The sequence below is a fragment of the Duganella violaceipulchra genome, assembly GCF_019166075.1.
Taxonomy (GTDB): Bacteria; Pseudomonadota; Gammaproteobacteria; order Burkholderiales; family Burkholderiaceae_D; genus Rugamonas; species Rugamonas violaceipulchra.
On the sequence record NZ_JAHTGR010000001.1, the window covers coordinates 284720 to 306207 of the forward strand.

Annotated in this window: 13 protein-coding genes; 8 read left to right on the forward strand and 5 right to left on the reverse strand. The window is 65.5% G+C overall.

Going from position 1 to position 21488, the window contains the following annotated elements; all coding sequences use genetic code 11:
* Positions 1-84 precede the first annotated feature (84 nt).
* From KVP70_RS01135 to KVP70_RS01145, 3 genes are read left to right on the forward strand one after another with little or no spacing between them, the layout of a single operon-like run.
* Positions 85-1206 carry a DJ-1/PfpI family protein gene (locus tag KVP70_RS01135; protein ID WP_217940186.1) on the forward strand — a complete coding sequence of 374 codons (1122 nt, stop codon included), beginning with the start codon at positions 85-87 and terminating at the stop codon, positions 1204-1206.
* 8 nt (positions 1207-1214) lie between these two features.
* A complete protein-coding gene (locus KVP70_RS01140) occupies positions 1215-2507 on the forward strand; it encodes an efflux RND transporter periplasmic adaptor subunit (protein WP_262311677.1) in 1293 nt (430 codons plus the stop codon).
* A gap of 10 nt (positions 2508-2517) precedes the next feature.
* Positions 2518-3912, forward strand: a complete 1395-nt coding sequence (locus KVP70_RS01145; protein WP_217940187.1) for an efflux transporter outer membrane subunit — start codon at positions 2518-2520, stop codon at positions 3910-3912.
* A gap of 61 nt (positions 3913-3973) precedes the next feature.
* Here KVP70_RS01145 and KVP70_RS01150 read toward each other — a convergent pair whose 3' ends face one another.
* Entirely contained in the window at positions 3974-6355 is a 2382-nt protein-coding gene (locus tag KVP70_RS01150; protein ID WP_229224504.1) for a S53 family peptidase, read from the reverse strand.
* Between the two features lie 338 nt (positions 6356-6693).
* On the opposite strand from KVP70_RS01150, the gene KVP70_RS01155 reads away from it, so the two are divergent.
* The 4 genes from KVP70_RS01155 to KVP70_RS01170 all read left to right on the forward strand — a co-directional run bounded on the left by KVP70_RS01155 (position 6694) and on the right by KVP70_RS01170 (position 12930).
* Positions 6694-7458, forward strand: a complete 765-nt coding sequence (locus KVP70_RS01155; RefSeq protein WP_217940188.1) for a hypothetical protein — start codon at positions 6694-6696, stop codon at positions 7456-7458.
* Between the two features lies 1 nt (position 7459).
* Positions 7460-8971 (forward strand): hypothetical protein, encoded by a 1512-nt coding sequence (locus tag KVP70_RS01160; protein ID WP_217940189.1) that lies wholly within the window; start codon positions 7460-7462, stop codon positions 8969-8971.
* A 223-nt stretch (positions 8972-9194) separates the two neighbouring features.
* Positions 9195-10532 (forward strand): MFS transporter, encoded by a 1338-nt coding sequence (locus KVP70_RS01165; RefSeq protein ID WP_217940190.1) that lies wholly within the window; start codon positions 9195-9197, stop codon positions 10530-10532.
* A gap of 13 nt (positions 10533-10545) precedes the next feature.
* On the forward strand, positions 10546-12930 hold the full coding sequence (locus KVP70_RS01170) for a GH36-type glycosyl hydrolase domain-containing protein (protein WP_217940191.1): 2385 nt from the start codon (positions 10546-10548) through the stop codon (positions 12928-12930).
* Between the two features lie 30 nt (positions 12931-12960).
* Here KVP70_RS01170 and KVP70_RS01175 read toward each other — a convergent pair whose 3' ends face one another.
* The 4 genes from KVP70_RS01175 to KVP70_RS01190 all read right to left on the reverse strand — a co-directional run bounded on the left by KVP70_RS01175 (position 12961) and on the right by KVP70_RS01190 (position 20251).
* On the reverse strand, positions 12961-13596 hold the full coding sequence (locus KVP70_RS01175; protein WP_229224505.1) for an alpha/beta hydrolase: 636 nt from the start codon (positions 13594-13596) through the stop codon (positions 12961-12963).
* Positions 13586-16615, reverse strand: coding sequence for a glycosyl hydrolase family 28-related protein (locus KVP70_RS01180; RefSeq protein ID WP_217940192.1), 3030 nt, complete (start codon positions 16613-16615; stop codon positions 13586-13588). The genes KVP70_RS01175 and KVP70_RS01180 overlap by 11 nt, the downstream gene beginning before the upstream one ends.
* Positions 16616-16649: 34 nt before the next feature.
* The gene (locus KVP70_RS01185; RefSeq protein ID WP_229224506.1) at positions 16650-19625 is read right to left on the reverse strand and encodes a TonB-dependent receptor domain-containing protein; all 2976 of its coding nucleotides are present in this window, start codon (positions 19623-19625) and stop codon (positions 16650-16652) included.
* Between the two features lie 116 nt (positions 19626-19741).
* Complete coding sequence (locus tag KVP70_RS01190; RefSeq protein ID WP_229224507.1) at positions 19742-20251, reverse strand: gluconokinase; 510 nt, start codon at positions 20249-20251, stop codon at positions 19742-19744.
* A 311-nt stretch (positions 20252-20562) separates the two neighbouring features.
* On the opposite strand from KVP70_RS01190, the gene KVP70_RS01195 reads away from it, so the two are divergent.
* Positions 20563-21471 carry an alpha/beta hydrolase gene (locus KVP70_RS01195; protein ID WP_229224508.1) on the forward strand — a complete coding sequence of 303 codons (909 nt, stop codon included), beginning with the start codon at positions 20563-20565 and terminating at the stop codon, positions 21469-21471.
* The last annotated feature ends 17 nt before the right edge of the window (positions 21472-21488 follow it).

The following is a 21488-nucleotide window of genomic DNA, read 5'->3' on the forward strand; positions in this document are numbered from 1 at the left end:
CACACCAGGCTGCAGCCAAGCGCCTCGCGCGGGCGTCCCGGCGATGGGAAACTGATCGCCTCTCAACCAAGCGCAAGGACTACCATGAACCACCTCCCTATGGCCAGCATGATGACGATGGCAGCGCTGGCGCTGTGCGCCGCGATGACGCCTGCCGGCGCGGCCGACATGGCAGCGCAGAAAAAACCGGTCTACGTCTGCCAGATGGCCAGCCACGCCCACATGGCCGGCCAACCGGTCGCCGAGTATGACAAGCCGGGGATCTGTCCCACCGACGGCATGGAATTGATCGACAAATCCCAGCGCCTGCGCGTGGCCGTGTTGATCTTCAACGGTGTGCAGGACATCGACTATTCCGGCCCGATGGAAGTGTTCGGCCAATCCGGCGCCACCATCTTTACGGTTGCCGGCAGCACCAACAGCGTACAGTCGGCCTGGGGCTTGAAGATGACGCCCGATTACGATATCGAGCACGCGCCACAGGCCGATATTGTGGTCGTCCCCGGCGGCGACGTGAGAAGCGTCATCCGCAATCCCAAGGCACTCGACTGGATACGCGCGCGCGCCGTCGACAGCCGGGCCGTGCTGTCGGTTTGCACCGGCGCCTTCATCATGGGCAAGGCCGGCCTGCTCGATGGGCAATCGGCGACCACGATCGTCGGCGCGACCGAACAACTGGCGACGATGTTCCCAAGGGCGAAGGTGGTCAGCGACAGGCGCTATGTCGACAACGGCAAGATCGTCACCACCGGCGGCCTGTCCTCGGGCATCGATGGCGCCTTGCACATGGTTTACCGCGAGCTGGGGCCCTTGCGTGCCGAAAGCGTCGCCCGTGGCATGGAATACGAGTGGCGCGAGGAAGGCAAGCTCGCCTTTGGCCAGCTGGCCGCCTATCAAATGCCCGACGTGGCCGAGTTCGTGCCCAAGGGCGCAATGTGGGAACGCCTGACCGACACCGGCGATGTCAGCCAATGGGAAGTGGGCGGACGCATCGAACTGGCAGCCGGCCCGTCGGATTTCCTCGATCAGAGCGCGACCAAGATGCGCGCGGCCGGTTGGCTCGACCTGCCCGCCGCCGGCAAGCTTGGCCGCGGCTTCACCAAGACCAGCAAAGGCAGGACCTGGCAGGTGGCCATGGCAATCCAGAACGCCGACGGGCCGGCCGTTTATAAGCTGACAATCAAAATCAAGCAGGTCGGCGCATAGAAAGACCCGTGGCGACTCAGCGCATGCGGCGCGCGATGCCGGCGCATGAATGCGCTAGAATACCAGCTGTTTTTAACGATGCAGGCGCTTGCTTGCCAGACCCTGTGACCGATGAAAAAAATGGCGCTCGCCGCCCTGTTCCTGCCAACGCGCTCTGGCCCCGACGCCTGACGGCCGGCACGCTCGTGCTGGCGCTGCACGCCGGCGGCGCGCTGGCGCAAGCGCCGCAACCGCCGAAGGCGCCGCCATCGGCGGCCACGACGGAGCTGCCACCTACGTCCGCAGAGACCGTGACGGCGCAGCGCGGTGACCTGCAACAGACGGTTGAGGCCGCCGGAAAATTGCAATTCCATCAGTTCGCGGACGTGGACATCCCTGTGGCCGGCCAGATAAAAGAGGTCCTGTTTGCCGTCGGCGACACGGTGCAAAAAGGCAAGGTGGTGATGGAAATATCCCCTGCGGTCCAGGCCAACCAGATGGCAAGCAATCGCACCCAAATGGCGCGCCTGCAGGCCGAGCTGGCAGACCAGCAGGCGCAGACGGACTTTGCCGAACTACAGTTCAAGCGCCAGACCCAACTCAAGGCACAGAATGCCACCCGCGAAGAAAGCTTTGAATCGAGCCGCATGAGTCTGTCTTCGGCCCGCGCCCGGCTGGGCTCCATCAACGCGCAGATCCAGCAACTCGAAGCGACACTGAAATCCGACGAAGAGAGCCGCCAGCACACGCAGGTCCTGGCGCCGATTTCCGGCACCGTCGTCGCCGTGAATGCGCGCCCCGGACAAACGGCGAGCGCCGGGCAGGCGGCCGTGCCCTTGATGCGCATCGCCGACCTGACGCAAATGACGGTACAGGCACGCGTGGCGGAGATCGATGTGACGCGCCTGCGACGCGGCATGGCGGCCAATTTCAAGACGCCCGGCTATCCGGGCCGCATCTGGTCGGGCAAGCTGCGCAAGGTCATTCCCGTGCCGGCCGAAGGCTCGGGCGAACAGGGCAAGCAGACTTTTTACAATGTCCTGTTCGAGGTCAACAATCCGGAACAGGAACTGATGAGTGGCATGACCACCCAGGTGCAATTTATCGTCGCGCAGACCAGGGACGCGGTGCTGTTGCCGCTCAATTTGCTGGGCACGAGCGATGCGAGGGGTTTGTATGAGGTCAAGGTGTTGAACGCCAACCGGCAGGTCGAGGCGCGCCAGCTGAAAATTGGTGTGCGCAATCAACAGCAGGCACAAGTGCTGTCGGGCCTGGAAGCGGGCGAGCAATTGCTGGTCGATCCGGCCGCAGCGCCGCGCTGATGGGAACGCCATGAAACGCCGCGCTCCCTTTTTCGCGCCGACGCTGTGTCTGGCCGGCGCGCTGCTGGCAGGCTGTGCGCACACGATCCCCGTGGCGGAGGCGCCGCCGGTGCTCGACTTGCCGGCCGGCTGGTCGCAGGGCGGGAAAACGGGCGCCCAGGAATGGCCCGACGCCCATTGGTGGCAAGGCTTTGGCAGCGCCGAACTGAGCCAGTTGGTGGGCGAGGGGCAAAAGGACAACCTGGAGCTGGCCGCCGCGCTGTCGCGTGTGCGCCAGGCGGAGGCCCAGGCGCGGATTGCCGGGGTCGCCCTGCTGCCTTCAGTCGATGTGTCGGCGGGCGCCGCACGGGATCTGCCGCTCGGAGACCATCACGGCGCCAACGTGTCGTCCAGCGGACTGTTGCAGGTGTCTTACGAAATCGACTTCTGGGGCAAGAACAAGGCCAGCGTCGCGGCGGCCGAGGCATCGCTACGGGCCAATTTCTATGACCGGCAAACCGTCGCCTTGACGGTGACGAGCGGAATCGTGTCGACCTACCTGCAAGTGCTGTCCCTCCACGACCGCCTCGGCGTCGCACGCGAAAACATGAGCAATGCCGAACATGTGCTGTCGCTGGTCGAGGCGCAGCGCAGCGTGGGCGCGGCCACGTCGGTCGACCTGGCACGCCAGCGTTCCGCTGTCGCCAGCCAACATGCCGCGATCCCCGATTTATTGCAGCAAGAGCGCGAGGCGCAATCGGCATTGGCCATCTTGCTCGGCCGCTCGGCGCAGACCTTCCGGATCGGCAATTACGGACTCGATACCATCCGCTTGCCCGAGGTGACGCCGGGCCTGCCGTCCGAGCTGCTGTCGCGGCGGCCCGATATTCGCCGTTCGGAAGCGCGGTTGGCCGCGGCCAGCGCCAATGTCGAAGTGGCGCGCGCGGCGCTGTTTCCCAGCATACGCTTGACCGGATCGACTGGCACCCAAAGCAGCGCCCTGCTTTCGCTGCTCAGCGGCCAGAATTTGTTCGCCAATGTCGGCGCCTCGCTGGTGGCGCCCATTTTCGATGGCGGACGTCTGCGGACCGAACGTGATCTGGCCATCGAACAAAAACAGGAGCTGGTCAAGGCGTATCGCTCGACCGTGCTCGCGGCGCTGGCGGAAGTCGACACCGTACTGGGCCAGATCAGGAGTCTCGATGAGCGGCGCCAGTTAAAGCAGGACGAACTGGAACAGACGCGTCTTGCCTACAATCTGTCGGAGATCCGCTACAAGGCAGGGGCGGAAGATTTGATGACCGTGCTCGATACCCAGCGCAGCCTGTCGGACGTGCAAAATGAGTTGGGCATACTAAAATTAAAGCGCCTGCAGGCCACCGTCTCCCTGTACAAGGCCCTGGGCGGCGGCTGGAACGCAGGCTGACGAAGAAAAAAAACCGCTGGTCCTTTCGGAGCAGCGGTTTTTTTGTTGTCTGTAATTTCAATCAGCGCGCCGTCACCGTCACCGGGATCGTCAGCTGGGCGCTGCCTCCGGCATTATCGGTCACCGCCACCTTCAATTGATAGCTGCCAGCCACCGGCGCGCTCCAGTACGGCATGACGCTCAGGCCGCTGGACTGGAACATCATGCCCAGCGGGACCCCGGAGATCGTGATCGACACCGAACTGGCGCCACTGTCCACAATGGTGATCAAGCCCATCATCGGCTTGCCCGCCACGCCCGTCATGGCCGCAGCCGTGATCACCGGACCGCCGGCGGTGATTTGCACCGTGTATTTAGCCTGGCCGCTCAAGCCAGTCTTGCTGTCCTTGGCGGTAACGGTCACGGCGTAGGTGCCGGCCACCGGCTTGGCCCAGCTGACCAGGCCCGCAGTGCTGATCGCCATGCCGGACGGCGCGCCGCTCAGCGCGTAGGTGACCGGATTGGCATTGCTGGCCGCCGCCGAGAACGACAGCGCCACGCCCACCTTGCCGCTGATGGTGCCCGAGGTCAGCACCGGCGCCGACAACGGCGCGATGACGACGGTGGTCACGCCCTGCCCGCTAAGGCCGGTCTTGCTGTCCTTGGCGGTCACGGTGACGGCGTAGGTCCCGGCCACCGGCGCCGCCCAGCTGACCACGCCGGCGCTGCTGATGCTCATGCCGGATGGCGCCCCGCTCAATGCGTAGCTGACCGTATTGGCCGCAACGGTGGAAACCGTGAACGTCAACGTGGTTCCAACCGTACCCTTGATGCTGGCCGAGCCCACCTGCGGCGCGGCGGCGATGGTCAGGCCCGACAGCGTCGACAACAGGCTGGACACGTTCGGCGTGCCCAGGCCGGTCAACTGATCGTAGCCGCTCTTGGCGGTGCACGCGGCGCAGCTGCCGTCGCTGCCGGCGGTGATATCGGCAAAGGTGGAAGCGTAGCTGCCCGGCACGGCGGCGATGCCGCCGTACAGCGCCGCGTGCGGCGCGCCCAAGGCCGCCTTGCCGTTCAGCGCGCGGGTGGCATTGGCCACCGCGATCAGGCCGGCCCACTGCGGCGTCGACAGGCTGGTGCCGCCCACGCTGCCCCAGCGCACCGTGCTGCTGCCAGGCGCGATCATCGCCACGTACTGGCCGGACGATGGATCGGCATTGAAGGCGACATCGGCCACCGTGCGGCGCGCGGGCGTGCCCATGCCGGGCACGGCGTTGGTCTGGTAGCTCGGCGTGGCCGTGTACTGGCTGACGCCGCCGCCGGTGCCGGACCAGGCCACTTCGGAACGCAGTCCGCTGCCACTGTAGCTGAGCGTGGTGCCGCCGACCGCCAGCACATGCGGCGCGACCGCCGGCCACGACACGCCCGCACCGGAGTCGCCGGTGGCGGCCAGATAGGTCATGCCGGCGGCGGCGAAGACGCTGTCGGAGGAGACGGTGCCGCTGCTTTCAGCGCCGCCAAAACTCATCGAGACGATCCCCGGCCCCATCGCGTTGGCCAGCCTGGCGCCGCCCAGCAGGTTGTTGTAGCTTGCATCGGCGGTTTCGATCAGCACGATGCGGGCCAGTGGCGCGGTGGCATGCGCCCATTGCACGTCAAGGGTGATCTCGCTGGCCCAGCCGGCGTCGTACGCGGGCTGGGTCGCGGTCATGGCGCCGCTGGCGGTGCTGTACACCACGGCCAGTTCGCAGCCGCCGGTGGAGGCGGCGGCCAGCGGCAGGCTGGCCGTGGCAGCGATGGTCTTGGTGGCGCAGGCCGGCAGGCTGAATTTGGTGTTGAACGCGGCCAGTTCGGCCGCCACGCTCGGGTCATGCTGGGCGTCGAGGATGTAGATGGTCTGGCCGGCGCCCAGCTGGGCCGCCTGGGCCGCCGTCAATGCGCCGCCGGCCGCCGGCAGCGCCGGCAAGCCATAGGCGGCGCGGATCTGGGCCGGCGTGTAGGTCGCCACCACGCCGCCGGAAGCTGCCGGCGCGGCGGCCGCTTCCGGGCTCAGGCTGCGCATGGCTTCCAGGTGGCGTCCATGCAGCGCCTGCATGGTCAGGCGGCGAGTCGAAAGATGCTGGAATTCGGTCGGGACAGCCTGCGCGTGCACCGGCGCGTTGGCGCTGTCGGCATGGTCGTCCGGCGCCGCCAGTTCAACCGGCGCCATGTGGAACGACGGCAGCGCCATGCGCTGGGCATCTGCGGCCGGCAGCGTGCCAGCATCCAGCACCAGCGTGGTCGAGCCGGTGGCGAGCGGCGCTGCGCCCTGTAGCAGACGTGGTTCAGTGGAGCTGTCGTTGCCGCCCGCGCCGCATGCGCTCAGCAAGGCGGCCGTACACAGCGCGAGCGCCGGCAGCGCCACCGCAGATGGGTTGAATTTTGTTATATGTTGATCTTTCATCATCTGCCTTGGCGTCGCCATTTTGTATCCACGTGGAAATTATCGCATATTATTTATGCATTGCAAGTTTGGGAACGTATCCACGGGAGGGCGAGCGACCGCTCCAGAAAGGCGTTGCATTCCTCGCCCGCTGCCGTATAGTATGAGCAACTCCGCTGGTCTGCCGCGAGCGGTCCGGACATTTTTACGGAAAGAAGCATGCGCGACAAATCCACTGCGATGAACTGCTGCGCCAGCCAGCGCGCGGCGCGCAACGCTCCCGTGTGCCAACCGCCCCGCCCCTACTCGGCACCACATGCGCCCGGCGCGCCGCAGTGCGTGTTCGGGAACCCGGCACGCGCCCATTCAGCGGCGGACCTATGTTGGTGATCGGGGCGCGCCAGCGCGCAGCCTTCGAGACCGCAGCCGTGCTGCGCTTCGAAGGCGAGATGCTGACCCATGCGGGCCTGTACTTCCCCAATCATATGGCGATCCTGGGCCGGCAGCGCGCTCGTCGCGTCATCGCCCTGGGGATCGAGCGGGCGGCCCTGTACGGCCTCATCGGGCGCAGCGATGTTTGCCGCTACATCAATCTGATGTGGATGTTCGGCAGCTATTTTGATGACGACCCACTCTTGCCCTGGGCTAGCGCGATCCTGGCTGAGCGCAGCCGCGACGATCCGTCCACCAATTTGGCGCGCCTGGCGCGCCGCGCCCTGGCAGAGTTCGCGCACATGGCTGGGCCCGAGCACGCCTATCTGAACCGCGCACTGCTGCGCCTGCGGCATGTCCTGGCGCAGCCCAAGCTGCTACAGGACCGGGACCATCTGCCGGCCCACTTGCAAGGCTTGCTGGCAGCACTGCATCCGGCCAAGAGCGCGCGCCTGACGCCGCCGGCGTATGCGGCCTTGCTGGCCGTGGCTGCGGACAAGAGCGCGCAGCATGGTCTGCAAGGGTCCGAGGCGACGCTGCTGATCGCCTTGAGCATGTTTTACGCCGGCAGCCGTTTCGACACCGACCCGCAGCACGGCTGGGCCGGCGCTGCGCTAACGTCAGTCGATCAGGACAGCGCGCCGCAGCGCCTGGAGCGCTTGATGAAGGCTGCGCGCGAGCAGCTTGCTCTGTGGCTGGCGCGCGAGGACTGACATGTGCTGCAGCGACGAAGCTAACCAGGCCGGAGCGGCGCTCGACAATCAGCCGGTGGTAGCGGTCGAGGTCGAGTGCCGGCAGCCCGACGAGCGGGCGCCGCAAGCGCGGGTCGCCCCCGTGCCGGCGCCCGTATCCGAGCAACTGGCGGTGCCGGCGGATTTTGCCACGCTGGTGGTGGTGGGATACTCCGAAGGCAGTGGCGAGGTGACGGCGGGCTTGAACGTATTGCCCTTCCTGCCGCAAGGAACCCACGTGGTGTACGGCCAACAAACCGATGCCTCCGCGGAGATCAAGCTGCGCGGTTGGGCCCAGATCCGCAAAATGTCCGGGCTGCCGGATGAGCCCGCGCCCCCCGACGATCCGCCATGGCATTGGATCCACAATGGGAAGCATTTCTGGCCGCGCCATTGGAAGATAAGGCCGGGAACGAAGCCCTTGCTGGTGCTGGCGCCGCACGGCTACAACGGGCGCGAGCTCGAATTGAGCGTAGCGGCGGCGCCCGGCTCAGTACTGGTGAGCTGGGCGCCGTTTGGCTATACCAACGGCGATTTTGGCTTCGCTGGCGATCACGGCGTCAAACTGGGGGTCGTGGGCGGTACCGGCTACCTGGGCCCCAACGCGATGAACGAAGTCACGGCTCCGCGCAGCTACACTGCGGATCTCTACTCGGTGGTGCCGGCGCCGCCAGTGTTCGACCCCTTGCAAGCGGCGACGCGGGGACAACGCTTCGCAGCGGCGGCGGTCGCGCTTAGTCAGGAGCCCAATAACCGGCTCGCCTGCGTCTACGGCCATGGCACCAATGCCGCCGGCCCGGCCACGGTGCTGCGCAATTTGCTCAAGGCAGCCCGGGCCGGCACGGATGAGGGCCGCTGGGCCATCATCTTCGTCATCCATCATCAGCCCGACGACACGCCCGACCGGCGGCTGCTCTCGCGGCCAGGCGATATCGCCACGGCGATCGGGCAGTTACCCGACACTCAGTGGGTGCATACGGTCTTTGAAGAGGACCAGGGCTTTCGCATGGCAAGCTGCGCCGCACTGCGCATCAAGATTTACCACACCGTCGGACTGGAAAAGACCTGTATGGACGGGCTGTTTGTCCAGGCCGACCTAGCGATCGTGGAAGGAGCCAATTCGGTGGTGCAACTGATGTGCGCGGGGCGACCGTTTCTGCGCGCCTCCTCCGGCGTCGAGTTCCTGGGCCAGGCAACTGATTATATCGAGCGGCGCGAACGGGCAGTGCACGGCGCGGCACTCGATACTCTGCGGCGGGGATCGGCGTATCTGAGCCGGGAAAACGCGGATACGCTAGTCGGACAGCGCGCCGTGCGCGCGCTACTGTTCACCTATGCGGACCGGGCACCGCTCGACGCGCTGGCCACTCATCTGGCAGTCCGGTATTTCACGCCCGAGATGAACCCGCTGACCCTGACCGGGAACTATCTCGAGGGGATGCACCCGGCGCTAGGCGTGGGCGAGCCGGAACCGACATTTGACGAGCCCGTGTAGCAGGACCAATGACGAATGCGATTGCAGTGAGCGAAGAGGTGAAGGCGCTGGTTCGCAATGGCGGATGTATCTTCCCCGATGCCAACTGAGTTGCGTTGCCGCAGTACCAGGAATTAAATCCCATCCTGCTGCTGCGGCGCAACATCAAATCTTGTTTACAAATCCCGCCAAAAGTCTACACTGTGGCCAATATTGTTAGCGCTAACATTAGCCGAAAGCGACCGTGAACAAACAACTGACCTGGCGTGAAAAGATCAGCTACGGCATTGCCGATATGGGCTTCAATTTCTATTGGACCAATATCGCCACCTTCCTGCTGATTTTCTACACCGACGTCTTCGGCATCTCGGCCGCCGCCGCCGCGTCGATGGTATTCACAATTAAAATCATCAACGCTTTCACCGACCCGCTGATTGGCGCCGTAGCCGACCGCACCAACACCCGCTTCGGCAAGTTCCGCCCCTACCTGATATGGCTTCCGCTGCCGCTGGCCGGCGCCGCCTTCCTGACCTACACCACGCCCGACCTGTCCGAGGGCGGCAAGATCGTCTGGGCCTACGGTACTTATCTGCTGATGATGGTCTGCTACACCTGCATTAACATTCCGTACAATGCCCTGTCCGGCGTACTGTCGGCCGATCCGCAGGAGCGCTCAACCGTCAACGGCCTGCGCTTCATCTTCGCCTTTGCCGGCGGCACGTTGGTGACGGCGGCCACGCCGGCGCTGGTACGCTGGCTGGGCCATGGCGACGACAAACTGGGCTGGCAGTTGACGATGCTGGTGTGGGGCGCGCTGGCGTCCGTGCTGTTCGTGACGACCTTCCTCAACACGCGCGAACGCGTGGCGCCCGCGCCCACGCAGCAGTCCAACGTCTGGCAGGACATCCGCGACCTGTCGCGCAACCGGCCGTGGGTGGCGCTGTTCTTCCTGGCGCTGATCATCATGATCACCATCACGCTGCGCACCACCAGCGCCGCCTACTACTTCAAGTACGTGGTCGGCCGGCCGGAGCTGATGCAGGGCTTCGTCCCCGCCTACATGATCTCGGCGGCCGTCGGCGCCTCGCTGACGCCGTTCCTGACGCGCTTCATCGACAAGCGCAAGCTGATGATGATTTTGATGAGCACCACCGCCCTGCTGTCGCTGGCCTTCTTCTTCGTTCAGAAAGACCAGGTCACGCTGATGTTCGCGCTGCAGATCGCAACCGGCCTGGTGCTGGGGCCGAAATCGCCGCTGGCGTTCTCGATGTATGCCGACACCGCCGACTACAACGAATGGCGCACCGGCCGCCGCGCCACCGCGATGACCTTCGCCGCCGCCACCTTCTCGCAAAAGCTGGGCACCGCCATGGCGGTGGCCGTCATCGGCGGCTTGTTCACCCGGCTGGGCTACGTGGCCAACGTGGCACAGACGGCCGGCTCGCAGGCCGGCATCGTGTGGCTGATGTCCTTTATTCCGGCGGCGTTCGCGGTGTGCGCGGTGGCCGTCATGTTCTTCTATAACCTCGACAACACCAAGCTGGCTCAGATCCAGGCGGATCTGGATGCGCGCAAATCTTAAACGGAGAGTTTCAATGTTAGGCCCTACCCACGACGGCGACCGCTACGAACTGACCAGCCCGACGGCGATGCCGCGCGCGGCCGGCTTCCTGTGGAACCAGAAGATGATGATACAAGTGACCTGCCGCGGCTACGCCACCGCGCAGTTCATGCAGCCGGAGCCGGCCAAGTACGCCTACGCGCCCAACCTGGAGGCCAAGACCTTCATGCAGCCGGAGCAGAACTACTACGCCCATCATCCCGGCCGCTTCTTCTACATCAAGGACGAGGAAACCGGTGAACTGTTCTCGGCGCCCTACGAGCCGGTGCGCGCGCCGGTGGACCGCTACAATTTCTCGGTCGGCAAAAGCGACCTGTCGTGGACCATCGAGCACCTGGGCGTGCGGGTCGAGCTCAATCTGAGCCTGCCGGTCAGCGACGTGGTGGAACTGTGGTCGCTGCGGGTGGCCAACCTGTCGGGCCGGCCGCGCAAGCTGAGCGTCTACCCCTACTTCCCGATCGGCTACATGTCGTGGATGAACCAGTCCGGCGAATACCGTGCGGACCTGGGCGGCGTGGTGGCCAGCTGCGTCACGCCGTATCAAAAGGTGGCCGACTACTTCAAGCAGAAGGACTTCAAGGACAAGACCTACTTCCTGTGCGAGGAAGCGCCGGTGGCGTGGGAAGTCCGGCAGATGGCGTTCGAGGGCGAAGGCGGCTTGCACCATCCAAGCGCGCTGCAGGATGAACAGCTCGGCAACAGCGACGCCCGCTACGAGACGCCGACCGCAGTGGTGCAGTACCGCCTGGCGTTGGCCGAAACCGAGACGCACGACTACCGCTTCATCTTCGGCCCGGCATTCGACGACGCCGAGATCCGCGCCGTGCGTGAAAAATATCTCGGTGCCGACGCCTTCGCCGCCGCCCGCGCCGACTATGCCCGCTACATCGCCGGCGGACGCGGATGCCTGCGGATCGAAACACCGGACAAGGAACTGGACAACTTCGTCAACCACTGGCTGCCGCGCCAGGTGTTCTACCACGGCGACGTCAATCGCCTGAGCACCGATCCGCAAACCCGCAACTACCTGCAGGACAACATGGGCATGAGCTTCATCAAGCCCAGCGTGATGCGCAGCGCCTTCCTTCACGCGCTGTCGCAGCAGGAAGCCAGCGGCGCCATGCCGGACGGGATACTGCTGGCCGAGGGGGCGGAGCTCAAATACATCAACCAGGTGCCGCACACCGACCATTGCGTGTGGCTGCCGGTCGCGCTGAAGGTCTACCTCGACGAAACCAACGACTACGGCATTCTTGACGTGGTCGTGGCCGGCCGCGAGGATGGCATCGCCCTTACCGTCGCCGAACGCGTGAGCAGCGCCATGGACTGGCTGCTGCAGACGCGCGACCATCGCGGCTTGAGCTACATCGCCCAGGGCGACTGGTGCGATCCGATGAACATGGTCGGCTACAAGGGACGCGGCGTGTCCGGCTGGCTGACCGTGGCCACCGCCTACGCGCTGAACCTATGGGCGGAAATGTGCGAGCAGCGCGGCGACGCCACGCCGCTGGCGGCGGACGCCAACCGTTTCCGCGCCGGCGCCAAGGCAGTCAACCTCGCCGCCAACGAGCACCTGTGGGACGGCGACTGGTACGCGCGCGGCATCACCGACGACGATGTCCGCTTCGGCATCAGCCGGGACGTGGAGGGCCGCATCTGGCTCAATCCGCAGGCGTGGGCGATCCTCGGCGGCACGGCCAGCGAGGAACAGCGCGCATCGATGCTGGCGCAGGTGGAGGAGCAGTTGGCTACACCGTACGGCGTGGCCATGTTCGCGCCGCCGTACAGCGCCATGCGCGACGACGTGGGGCGCGTCACGCAGAAGCATCCCGGTTCAGCGGAGAACGGCGCGGTCTACAACCACGCCGCCGTGTTCTACATCTACAGCCTGTACACCATCGGCGAGAGCGACCGCGCCTACCAGCTGCTGCGCCAGATGATACCCGGCCCAAGCGAGGCCGATTACCTGCAGCGCGGCCAGCTGCCGGTGTTCATCCCGAATTACTATCGCGGCGCCTACCACCAGTACCCGCGTACCGCCGGCCGTTCCAGCCAGTTGTTCAATACCGGCACCGTGTCGTGGGCCTACCGCTGCTTCATCGAAGGCCTGTGCGGCTTGCGCGGCGACGGCGATGCCTTGCTGGTGCGCCCGCAGTTGCCGAAGGAATGGGAAGGCATCAAGGTCACGCGTGAATTTCGCAGCGCGACGTTCACGGTGTCCATACAACGCGCCGACGTCGAAGAAATTCAGGTCTGGTCGGAAGGCAAGCGTTTGCCTGATGGCCGCGTGACCGGTATCGCTGCGGGCGGAATATATGCGCTGGTGGTATTGATTCCGCGCAGCGGGTCCGCGACGTAGGCGGAATCCGCAGGCGCGTCGAACGGCAAGCTATCGCGCCGGCGACGGCACGCCCTGCGGCGCCTGGCCGGCGTGGGGAATCAGCCAACCGCCGTCGGCCAGCCAGTCGGCCAGGCGGTCCGGCCAGTGCACGTCGGACAGGCGCTCCGAACGCTGGCCCATGTTGAAGGCGTGGTCGGTCTCCGCATACATGTGCAGCTCGGCCGAGAAGCCCATGATGCCGAGCCGGTTCGGATCGATCTTGTACTGCGCCGCATGCGCCCTCACCCAGCGCACCGCGCGCCGCAGGTCGGCAGCCGCATCGTTCTCGATGCTGTAGGTCGAACCCTGGTCGCGCGCGAGCCGATACTTCAACACGAAGGCAGTGACGCCGGAACGGTTCAGCGACTTGGCCGCCACCAGTCCTTCGTTATTCCACACCAGCATGCGATGGCCGCCGCCCGGCACCACGATCACGGCGGCGCCGTTGGCATGGCGCGAATCGGCCTCGACCACGGTCAGCGACGGATCGTGGATGTTGCTGATGTAGGTGTTCTGCACCGTTTCAGCTTCGTTGTGTCGCTGCTCCGAACCCGGCGCGCCGTTGGGCCACAATTGAACCGTCTGCTGCGCCCCCGCCTGCGCGCACAGCAACAGCAGCGCCAGGCCGAATTTGTTATTGCACATTGAAGCCTCCCGCAGCGTAAAGGGTATGGTGAGTCAGGATGAACAGCGTGCCATCGCCGTCGCCGCCGAAGATCAACTGCAGCGGACGTTCCGGCACATCGATGCGGCCGATTTCCTTGCCGTCCGGCGCGTAGACGAACACCTGGCCATTGGCGACATACACGTTGCCGGCCTTGTCCACGACGACGCTCTCGCCACCCCGGTTGACGACCTGTTTCAAGTCGCCGATGCCGCCGCCCTGCCCGATCACGCCGCTGTAGGTGCGGTTCTCGGAGCCGTTGGTGAACACCACGCGGCCGTTGGCGCCGGCCGCCACCAGGCCGTGCGTGTCGAGCGTGTCGGAGAAGCGGTGGCCGAGGTGATTGGCCGGACCTTGCTGGAATACGCGGTAGGCCGGCATCACCAGGCTGCCGTCCGGCGACACGTACTCGCGCTGTTTCGGCAGCGCGACATCGCGGGCGAACATTTCAGCCAGCGTGGTGAACTCGTAGGTGTCCGGGTTCAGCTGGTCGCGGAACTCGCCGTTCAGCCAGAAATTGACCGGCACGACGGTTCGGGCGCCAGCGTGGGCGGCGACCGGCGTTGGCTTGATCAGTGTCAGCGGGCCGGCCGGCTGATCTGGGTGGAACGAGTAGACCGTGCCTTCCGCGCCGTGCGAGGACAGCACCATCAGCGCTCCGCTTTGGTCGACGGCCAGGTTGACGGCGTCCAGCGGCGCGTCGCGCACCACCAGCAGGCCCTCTGCCCTGGACCAGCTGTAGATGCGCTGGAAACGGCTATCGACAAAATAGAGTTTGCCTTGGGCGTCAACCGCCGCGCCGGCGATCGAATAGAAATCGCCTTCGAGCTTGTCGATCTTGACGCCGGCGCCAGCATCGGCAGCGGGACCGGCGGCGCCGACATCGAGCGCAGCGAACTCGCGCTCGCGTACCTCCAGCTTGCGGGTAACGTCCTGCAGCGCGTTCTCATACGGGTACTTGGTGGCGCGCAGATAGGTGTCGCAGCCGTTGTCGTCGCAGGTGGCGTAACCGCTCTCGCCGTTGACGTGCACGTTGCGGAAGCGGATGCCGCTGGAATTGCTCAACTTGACCGCCGATGGCGCGGGCTTGATGGAACGCGTGACGCGGTAGGCATGGTAATTGGCGAACAGTAGATTCTTCGAATTGCGGATCTCCAGCGACACCGAGTCCATGCCATCGCGCACTTCCTCTTCGGTTTGCGGCGCCAGGAATTCCCAGTTCTCCACGCCATCGAGCACGATCTCGGCGCGGATGTGGTGTTCGGCCGACAGTTCGTAGACCTTGCCCGGCGTCCTGGTGTTCGATACGTAGAAGCCCGCCTGCGCGAAGGTGCTTGGTGTCCAGCAGGCGACGAAGGTGCCGCCGCCGCCGTCGGTCACCCAAATGCTCGGGTACTGGCGGTCCCAGTGCGCGGTGGGGTCGAAGTCGGTGCGCTTCTGGTAGGGATCGCGCCGCGTGCCGTCGTACAGCCGCGTGCCGTGGCCGCCCTGAATGCGGATGTCGTCGACCAGCGAATCGGCGCCCGCCTTCCACAGCAGCGCCGTCGCGCGCGGGTTGACTTCGCCGGTGGCCAGGCCGAAGCCGGTGGCCATGGCGTCGCCGCCCCTGGCGCTTTCCAGCAGCGCTTTCGGGCCGTCGATGCCGGTGTACAGCGGCGAGCCGTTCGGCAGCACCAGCTGCGTCAGGCCTGGATGCAGTCCGATGAGCACCGTGTCCGGCTTCATGCGGATGGTGTCGTTGACGATGTAGAAGCCCAGCGGCAGGTACACCACGCGCTTGCTGTCGATGGCTTTCTGGATCGCGGCCGTATCGTCGGCCTGGCCGTCGCCGTGCGCGCCGAAGCCGCGCACGTTGGCCCATTCGGTACTTGGCGGCAGCGCGCGCATGACCTGGCGCGGCGCGGCCGGCAAGGCTTTCAGCGCTTCCATCCTGATGCTGGTGGCGAACTGGCCGGTGCTGCCCAGGCCGGGCAACGCCAGGCCGTAGCTGAATTCCCTGACCGCGTAGGCGGCGCCGGCGCCGGCGATGGTTTTACCGCTGTCGCGGAAGCGTGCGAACACCGGCGTGTTGCGGGCCACTGCGTGGTCAAAGCCGACCTGCGTGTAGACGTTGCCCTCGTTGCTGATGACCACCGCCGCCTTCGACACATTCTCGAAGCGCACGTCCTTGCCCCACAGCCAGTCGCCGTAGCCGCGGTCGATCTCGATGCCCACCGGCGTGTTGCGGATGGTGGTGTTGATCAGCGTGAGTCCCGCTTCGTGCTCGCGGATGGCGGCATCGCGCTGGCCGTCGAAGCTCGAATCCATCAGCGTGTATGGCCACGCCGGCGAAGTCTTCTCGGACAGGATGCCGTAGCGTCCGCCGTAGAACTTCAGGTCGAAACTCTCGTTGCCGACCTGGTAGATGCCGGCCAGGCCGGAACCGATATGAAAGTCGATGTGGCTCAGGTAGGAGTGCTGCGCCGTGCGCAGCCGCACCGCCGCCGCGGCGGGATTGCCGTCGCCGATCTCGAAATCGACGTTGCTGAGCGCCGAATAGAACGTCGACGAATTCGCGTCGCGCACCTGGTCGCTGAACGGCACGGCGCTGGCCACCGGCACCGGCACCTTGCCCACCGTGTACTGGTCACCGCCAGTGAACACGATCATGTTACCGACGCCCCGCTGGAAGCCCGGCGTGCGCGCGCCGAGCACCAACACCGGCCGCGTCCGGCCGACGCCATACAGGCGCACTGCTGGCGGCACCAGGATGGAACGGGAAACGCGATAGCGGCCCGATGGCAGGAACACCACGCCGCCCTCACCTTTGTTGGCGGCGCTGGTGACGGCCTGCTGGATGGCGTCGGTGTCGTCGGCCACGCCGTCGCCCCTGCCCCGCACTTTCACGGCGCGCGGGTCGTCCGGCATGCTCTGGTAGGCGGAAGTCGACGCGGCTTGCGCAGCATGTGCGACGTGCTGCGCGCACAGAACCGCAGCCGCTGCCACGAGGGCGAGACTCATAGTTGGACTAGTCATGCGCATCGCCCAGGTTGGCTTAGAAGCTGTAACGCACGCCAGCGCGGTACACCCGGCCCAACACGTCGTACAGCGTCGGGTTGATGGCGAAGCTCAGGTTGGCCTGAGGCGCCGCCACCGGATCGACGTTGCCGATGTTGTCGATCTTGAAGTAGGCGGTGGTCTTCGCGTTGACCTTGTAGCTACCACCGAGGTCGACGTAGAACGCACCCTTCATCTGGTTGTTGAAGATGGTCGGGTGTATCGTGGTCGAGACCGGGCAATTGGTCTGGCACTCGATGAACTCGTTGCTGTAGACGCCTTTGCTGATCCAGCGTTCGGTCAGCATCAGGCCGAACTTGTCGGTGTCCCACGCTTGCGATGCCAGGCCCTTCCACTTCGGCGTGCCGCCCAGATTATTGCCGGCGCCTTCAGACGGGATCGTCCCCACCACGCCAGGATCGGTCAGGAAGCTGATGGTGCGGGTGGCCAGCGCGCGGAAGGTCAGGCGGCCCGGCAGGCCGAAGTCCTTCAGGTTCATGCGGTAGGCCGCCTCGACGTCGTAGCCCTTGTTGCGCAGCGAGGCCAGGTTGAACGCCTGCACCGTCACGTAGTTGTTGGTGGTGTTGGCGCTGTTGAGCACCATCGCCGAGCAGATTTCCTGGTTGCCGGCCACGCACAGATCGACTTCCTGCTGCGCCGACAGGGTCGAGATCACGCCGTCGACCTTGATGTCGAAGTAGTCGACCGAGGCGCTGAAGCCAGGCAGCCATTTCGGCTGGTTCAGCACCGCGCCGAACACGGTGTTGCGGGCGATCTCGGGACGCAGTTTGGTGTTGCCGACCGTGCGCTGCTGGACCGTAATGGTGTTGCCCTGGTAGCTGACCACGTTGTTCACCACCACGGCGGCCGCGTACAGTTCGCTCAAGTTCGGTGCGCGCACATCTTTCGAGGTCACCGCGCGGAAGCTCAGGCCGTCGACCGGGGTCTTCCAGCTGCCGCCGATCTTCCAGCTTTCCACGCTGCCGGAGGTGCTGTACCTGGTGCGGCGGTCGGCCACGTTCAGGTTGGCCTCGCCGAAGGTGGCGGACTTGAGCATCGGAACGTTGAGCTCGACGTAGGCTTCCTTGACGTCGTAGGTGCCCGAGGCGTTGTGGTAGTTGCCGGCGTACCAGTTGTTGCCCACCGCCGTGTTCAGCAGCGGATCGGCCGGATAGTCCGGCGTGTTCGGGCTGCCTGCGGAGACGCCGTTGCCGTAAGGGTCGCCGGTCACGCTATAGTGTTCGCGGCGGTACTCGGCGCCGGTCGCCACGGCGATAGGACCGGCCCACGATGCAAACGGTTCGCCGTGCAAGTTGAAGCTGGCGACCTGCTGCGTTTGCTTGGTGTGCTGTTGCGGACCCATGCCCGGTTCGATGTAGGCCATCGCCGCCGGATCGGCCGGCACGTCGCCGATGATGTTCAGCGGCACGCAGCCGGAAGCCGCCGCCACCGGGTTGCGGCAGACGATGTTGCCGTTCGGGCCGCGCACCGCGTCGATGGCGGCGTTGTAGCGCGCATTGAGCGAGATGTCATGGACGATGATGTCGGTCTTGTTCTGGCCATATTCGGCGTAGGCGTCATACGACCATTCCTTGCCGGCCAGCTGGAAGCGGCCTTCGGCGCCAAGCACCACGCGCTCCATCTGGCGGGTCGGATGGACATTGATGTTGTGCGGGAATTCGGCGTTGGCCGTGCCGTACTGGAAGCTGGTGATCTTGTTGGCCGCGCAGGCGGCCACGATGGACGCCGGCAGGAACGGGTTGTCGCACTGAATCGTCAGGTTGGCGTTCTTGGCCGCGCCCGGGTTCGGCGAGAACACCGATTCGACCTTGCCGAAGTTGGTGGTCAGGTAGATCTCGTGGTCGGGATTGATGTCGAAGCCGACGCGGGTGTACGCCACCTGGCGTTTCAGGTCCATCGCCAGGTTGGTGCCGGCGCCGACGCTGCCGCTCAGGTCGCCGCCAACGCAGAACGGGTTGACGCAGCCGGTCACCGCGCCGGTGCCGGTCGGCTTGCCGCCGCCACCGTAGTTGAACTGGTAGGGTGCGCCGCCGGGGCCGAAGGCCGTGCCTTGCAGCGGGCCGTTGGTGATCAAGCCGTACTTGGCGTACTGGTATTGCTGGGCGTGGTCGATGACGGTGTATTGCGGCTTGCCGTCGTTGGTCTGCGCCAGCGGACGGATCTGGTAGGCGGTGTTCTTGTACCAGCTGCGGCCGTTGGGGCCGACTTCGCCGAAACCGGGCGAGTCGATGCCCTTCTCGCGGCCGAACTCGCCGCTGACTTCGACATGCAGGCGGTCGTCCATGAAGCCCTTGCCCCAGGCCGCCTGCACGGTGCCGTTGCGGTCGTCGTGGTAGGTGGTCTGGCCGCCTTCGACGTTGGCCTTGAAGCCTTCGAATTTCTTGTCGGTGACGAAGTTGACCACGCCGCCGATCGCGTCCGAACCGTAGGACGCCGACGCGCCGCCGGTGACCACGTCGACGCGCTTGACCAGCAGTTGCGGGAACTGGCTGACGTCGGTCACGCCGGTGACATTGGCGCCCACCACGCGCTGGCCGTCCAGCAGGGTCAGCGTGCGGATCGGGCCCAGGCCGCGCAGGCTCAGCGAGCTCAAGCCCTGGATGCCGCTGGAGGTGCTGTTGGTGCTGGTGGTGCGGCCGGTGCTGCCCTGCAGCGCCGGCAGTTCGGCGATGGTGTTGAAGATGTTCGGCTGGGCGTTCTTGGCCAGGTCGTCCGCGTTGAGCACGGTGGTCGGCGTTGGCTGGGTAAAGCCGCGCGAGGCGATGCGCGAGCCGGACACGGTCACCACCGTCTGCGCCGGCACGGCCTCGGCCTTCGCGTCGGCGTTGGGCGGGGTCTGGTCGCCGGGGGTGGCAGGCGTTCCCGCAGCGGCTTGCTGGGCGTAGGCTGGCATGGCGATCCAGCAGCAGGCGCTGGCCACGGCCAGGCTCATGATTTTGTTACGTGTACGCATTGTAGTCTCCTGCACTATTTTTATGATGTGATGGTCAACGCGCGGAATTTCTGACGGCTCCGCTACGCACTGCATGCAACGCTGCCCGACCCGTCAAGCCAGGCGGTATTCGGTCACTATCTAGTACTGATTTTGCTGGCGAGGATATGCCCCACCAGCGTCTCCGGCGCCTCCGCGATATCCAGCGTGACGCCGGCCTCGTCCTCCTGCAGCGGTTCCAGGTCATGCAATTGGCTGTCCAGCAGCGACGGCGGCATGTAGTGGCCGACCCGCGCCTGCAAGCGGCCGGCGATCAGTTCGCGCGCACCGTTCAGGTGGGCGAAGCGCAGCGCCGGATCGGCAAGGCGCAGCTGGTCGCGGTATTTGCGCTTCAGCGCCGAGCAGCCCAGCACCAGGCCTTGGTTCAGCAGGCGCGCACCGTGAACCTGCCCGGCCAGGGTCTGCAGCCAGTCGTGACGGTCGGCGTCGTCCAGGGCGATGCCGGCCGACATCTTGGCCACGTTCGCCGGCGGGTGGAACTGGTCGCCCTCGACGTAGGACACGGCCAGCGCGCCGGCCAGCGCCTGGCCCACCGTGCTCTTGCCGCAGCCACTGACGCCCATCACTACCCAACGGGTACTTTCCATCCAGATCTCCAAGTAAGGTAGCGCTAACATTTCAGTGATAATCAATTGCGCCAACCACAGCGCAATAGGCATCATATTTGAGTGGCACTGCTTAACGCCTACAAGATAGCGTTATCATTTGCAATGACTTTAGACTAATGCAGGAATTTGTAAAGAAATTTTCATGCTGCGACGCGCCAAAAACCACGCTGGGATTGCGGCAAATCATACACAGGATCGGTCATTTTCATAATTGCGGTCCCCAGGTGGCTCTGCAATCATGGAGCGCCGCAAAAATGCCGGCACAAAAAATACAAAAGGAGAACAACCCCATGCGATCGTGGAGACTGGCCCTGCTGTTCCTGGCCTCGACCGGCGCCCTCGCCCAAGACAAGGTCGTCACCCTCTGGCCCGACGGCGCGCCCGACGCGCGGCCGCAACCGAGACCGCCGGCCGGACCGGAACGGCTCGACGGCGAACAGATCCGCAACGTCAGCCAGCCCACGCTGACGGTGTATCCCGCCTCCCTGGACCGCGCAGCCCGGACCGCGGTCATCATCTGTCCCGGCGGCGGTTACGAATTCCTGTCCTTCACGCGCGAAGGCCATCAGTACGCGCAGTGGCTGTCCAGCCTGGGCGTCACCGCCTTCGTGCTGAAATATCGGCTGTCCGGCTACGGCCATCCCGCGCCCCTGCAGGACGTGTTGCGGGCGATCCGCCTGGTGCGTTCGCAGGCCGCGCAGTACGGCGTGGCGCCCGACCGCATCGGCGTCATGGGCAGCTCGGCCGGCGGCCACCTGGCGGCCAGCGCCGCCACCCTGTTCGACCAGCCGGCCGGCCGCGGCGGCGATGCGCTTGACGCCGTCAGCGCGCGTCCGGACTTCGCCATGCTGATGTATCCCGTCATCACCATGGAAGCGCCGGTCGCCCACCTCGGCTCGCGCAACGCCCTGCTCGGCGCGGCCCCGTCCGCGCAACTGGTGCAGCTGATGTCGGTCGAGCAGCAAGTCACCGCGCGCACCCCGCCCACGTTGCTGATCCATTCCCAGGACGACGGCCTGGTGCCGGTCGAGAACAGCATCCGCTACTACCAGGCCCTGACCCGCGCCCACGTGCCGGCCGAGATGATGTTGTTCGAGCACGGCGGGCATGGCATGGCGATGCGCGCCGGCCAGGGCACCGCGTCGAACTGGCCGCAGCGTGCCGAGGAATGGCTGCGCGACCGCAAGCTGATTCCCTAGCAATCCATCCCGAATAC

Coding starts and splice junctions, on each gene's coding strand:
- KVP70_RS01175 (WP_229224505.1), bottom strand. CDS start 13,596: ATGTGCAATAACAAATTCGGCCTGGCGCTGCTGTTGCTGTGCGCGCAG.
- KVP70_RS01190 (WP_229224507.1), bottom strand. CDS start 20,251: ATGGAAAGTACCCGTTGGGTAGTGATGGGCGTCAGTGGCTGCGGCAAG.
- KVP70_RS01180 (WP_217940192.1), bottom strand. CDS start 16,615: ATGAGTCTCGCCCTCGTGGCAGCGGCTGCGGTTCTGTGCGCGCAGCAC.
- KVP70_RS01150 (WP_229224504.1), bottom strand. CDS start 6,355: ATGGCGACGCCAAGGCAGATGATGAAAGATCAACATATAACAAAATTC.
- KVP70_RS01145 (WP_217940187.1), top strand. CDS start 2,518: ATGAAACGCCGCGCTCCCTTTTTCGCGCCGACGCTGTGTCTGGCCGGC.
- KVP70_RS01170 (WP_217940191.1), top strand. CDS start 10,546: ATGTTAGGCCCTACCCACGACGGCGACCGCTACGAACTGACCAGCCCG.
- KVP70_RS01155 (WP_217940188.1), top strand. CDS start 6,694: ATGTTGGTGATCGGGGCGCGCCAGCGCGCAGCCTTCGAGACCGCAGCC.
- KVP70_RS01160 (WP_217940189.1), top strand. CDS start 7,460: ATGTGCTGCAGCGACGAAGCTAACCAGGCCGGAGCGGCGCTCGACAAT.
- KVP70_RS01185 (WP_229224506.1), bottom strand. CDS start 19,625: ATGCGTACACGTAACAAAATCATGAGCCTGGCCGTGGCCAGCGCCTGC.
- KVP70_RS01195 (WP_229224508.1), top strand. CDS start 20,563: ATGCGATCGTGGAGACTGGCCCTGCTGTTCCTGGCCTCGACCGGCGCC.
- KVP70_RS01135 (WP_217940186.1), top strand. CDS start 85: ATGAACCACCTCCCTATGGCCAGCATGATGACGATGGCAGCGCTGGCG.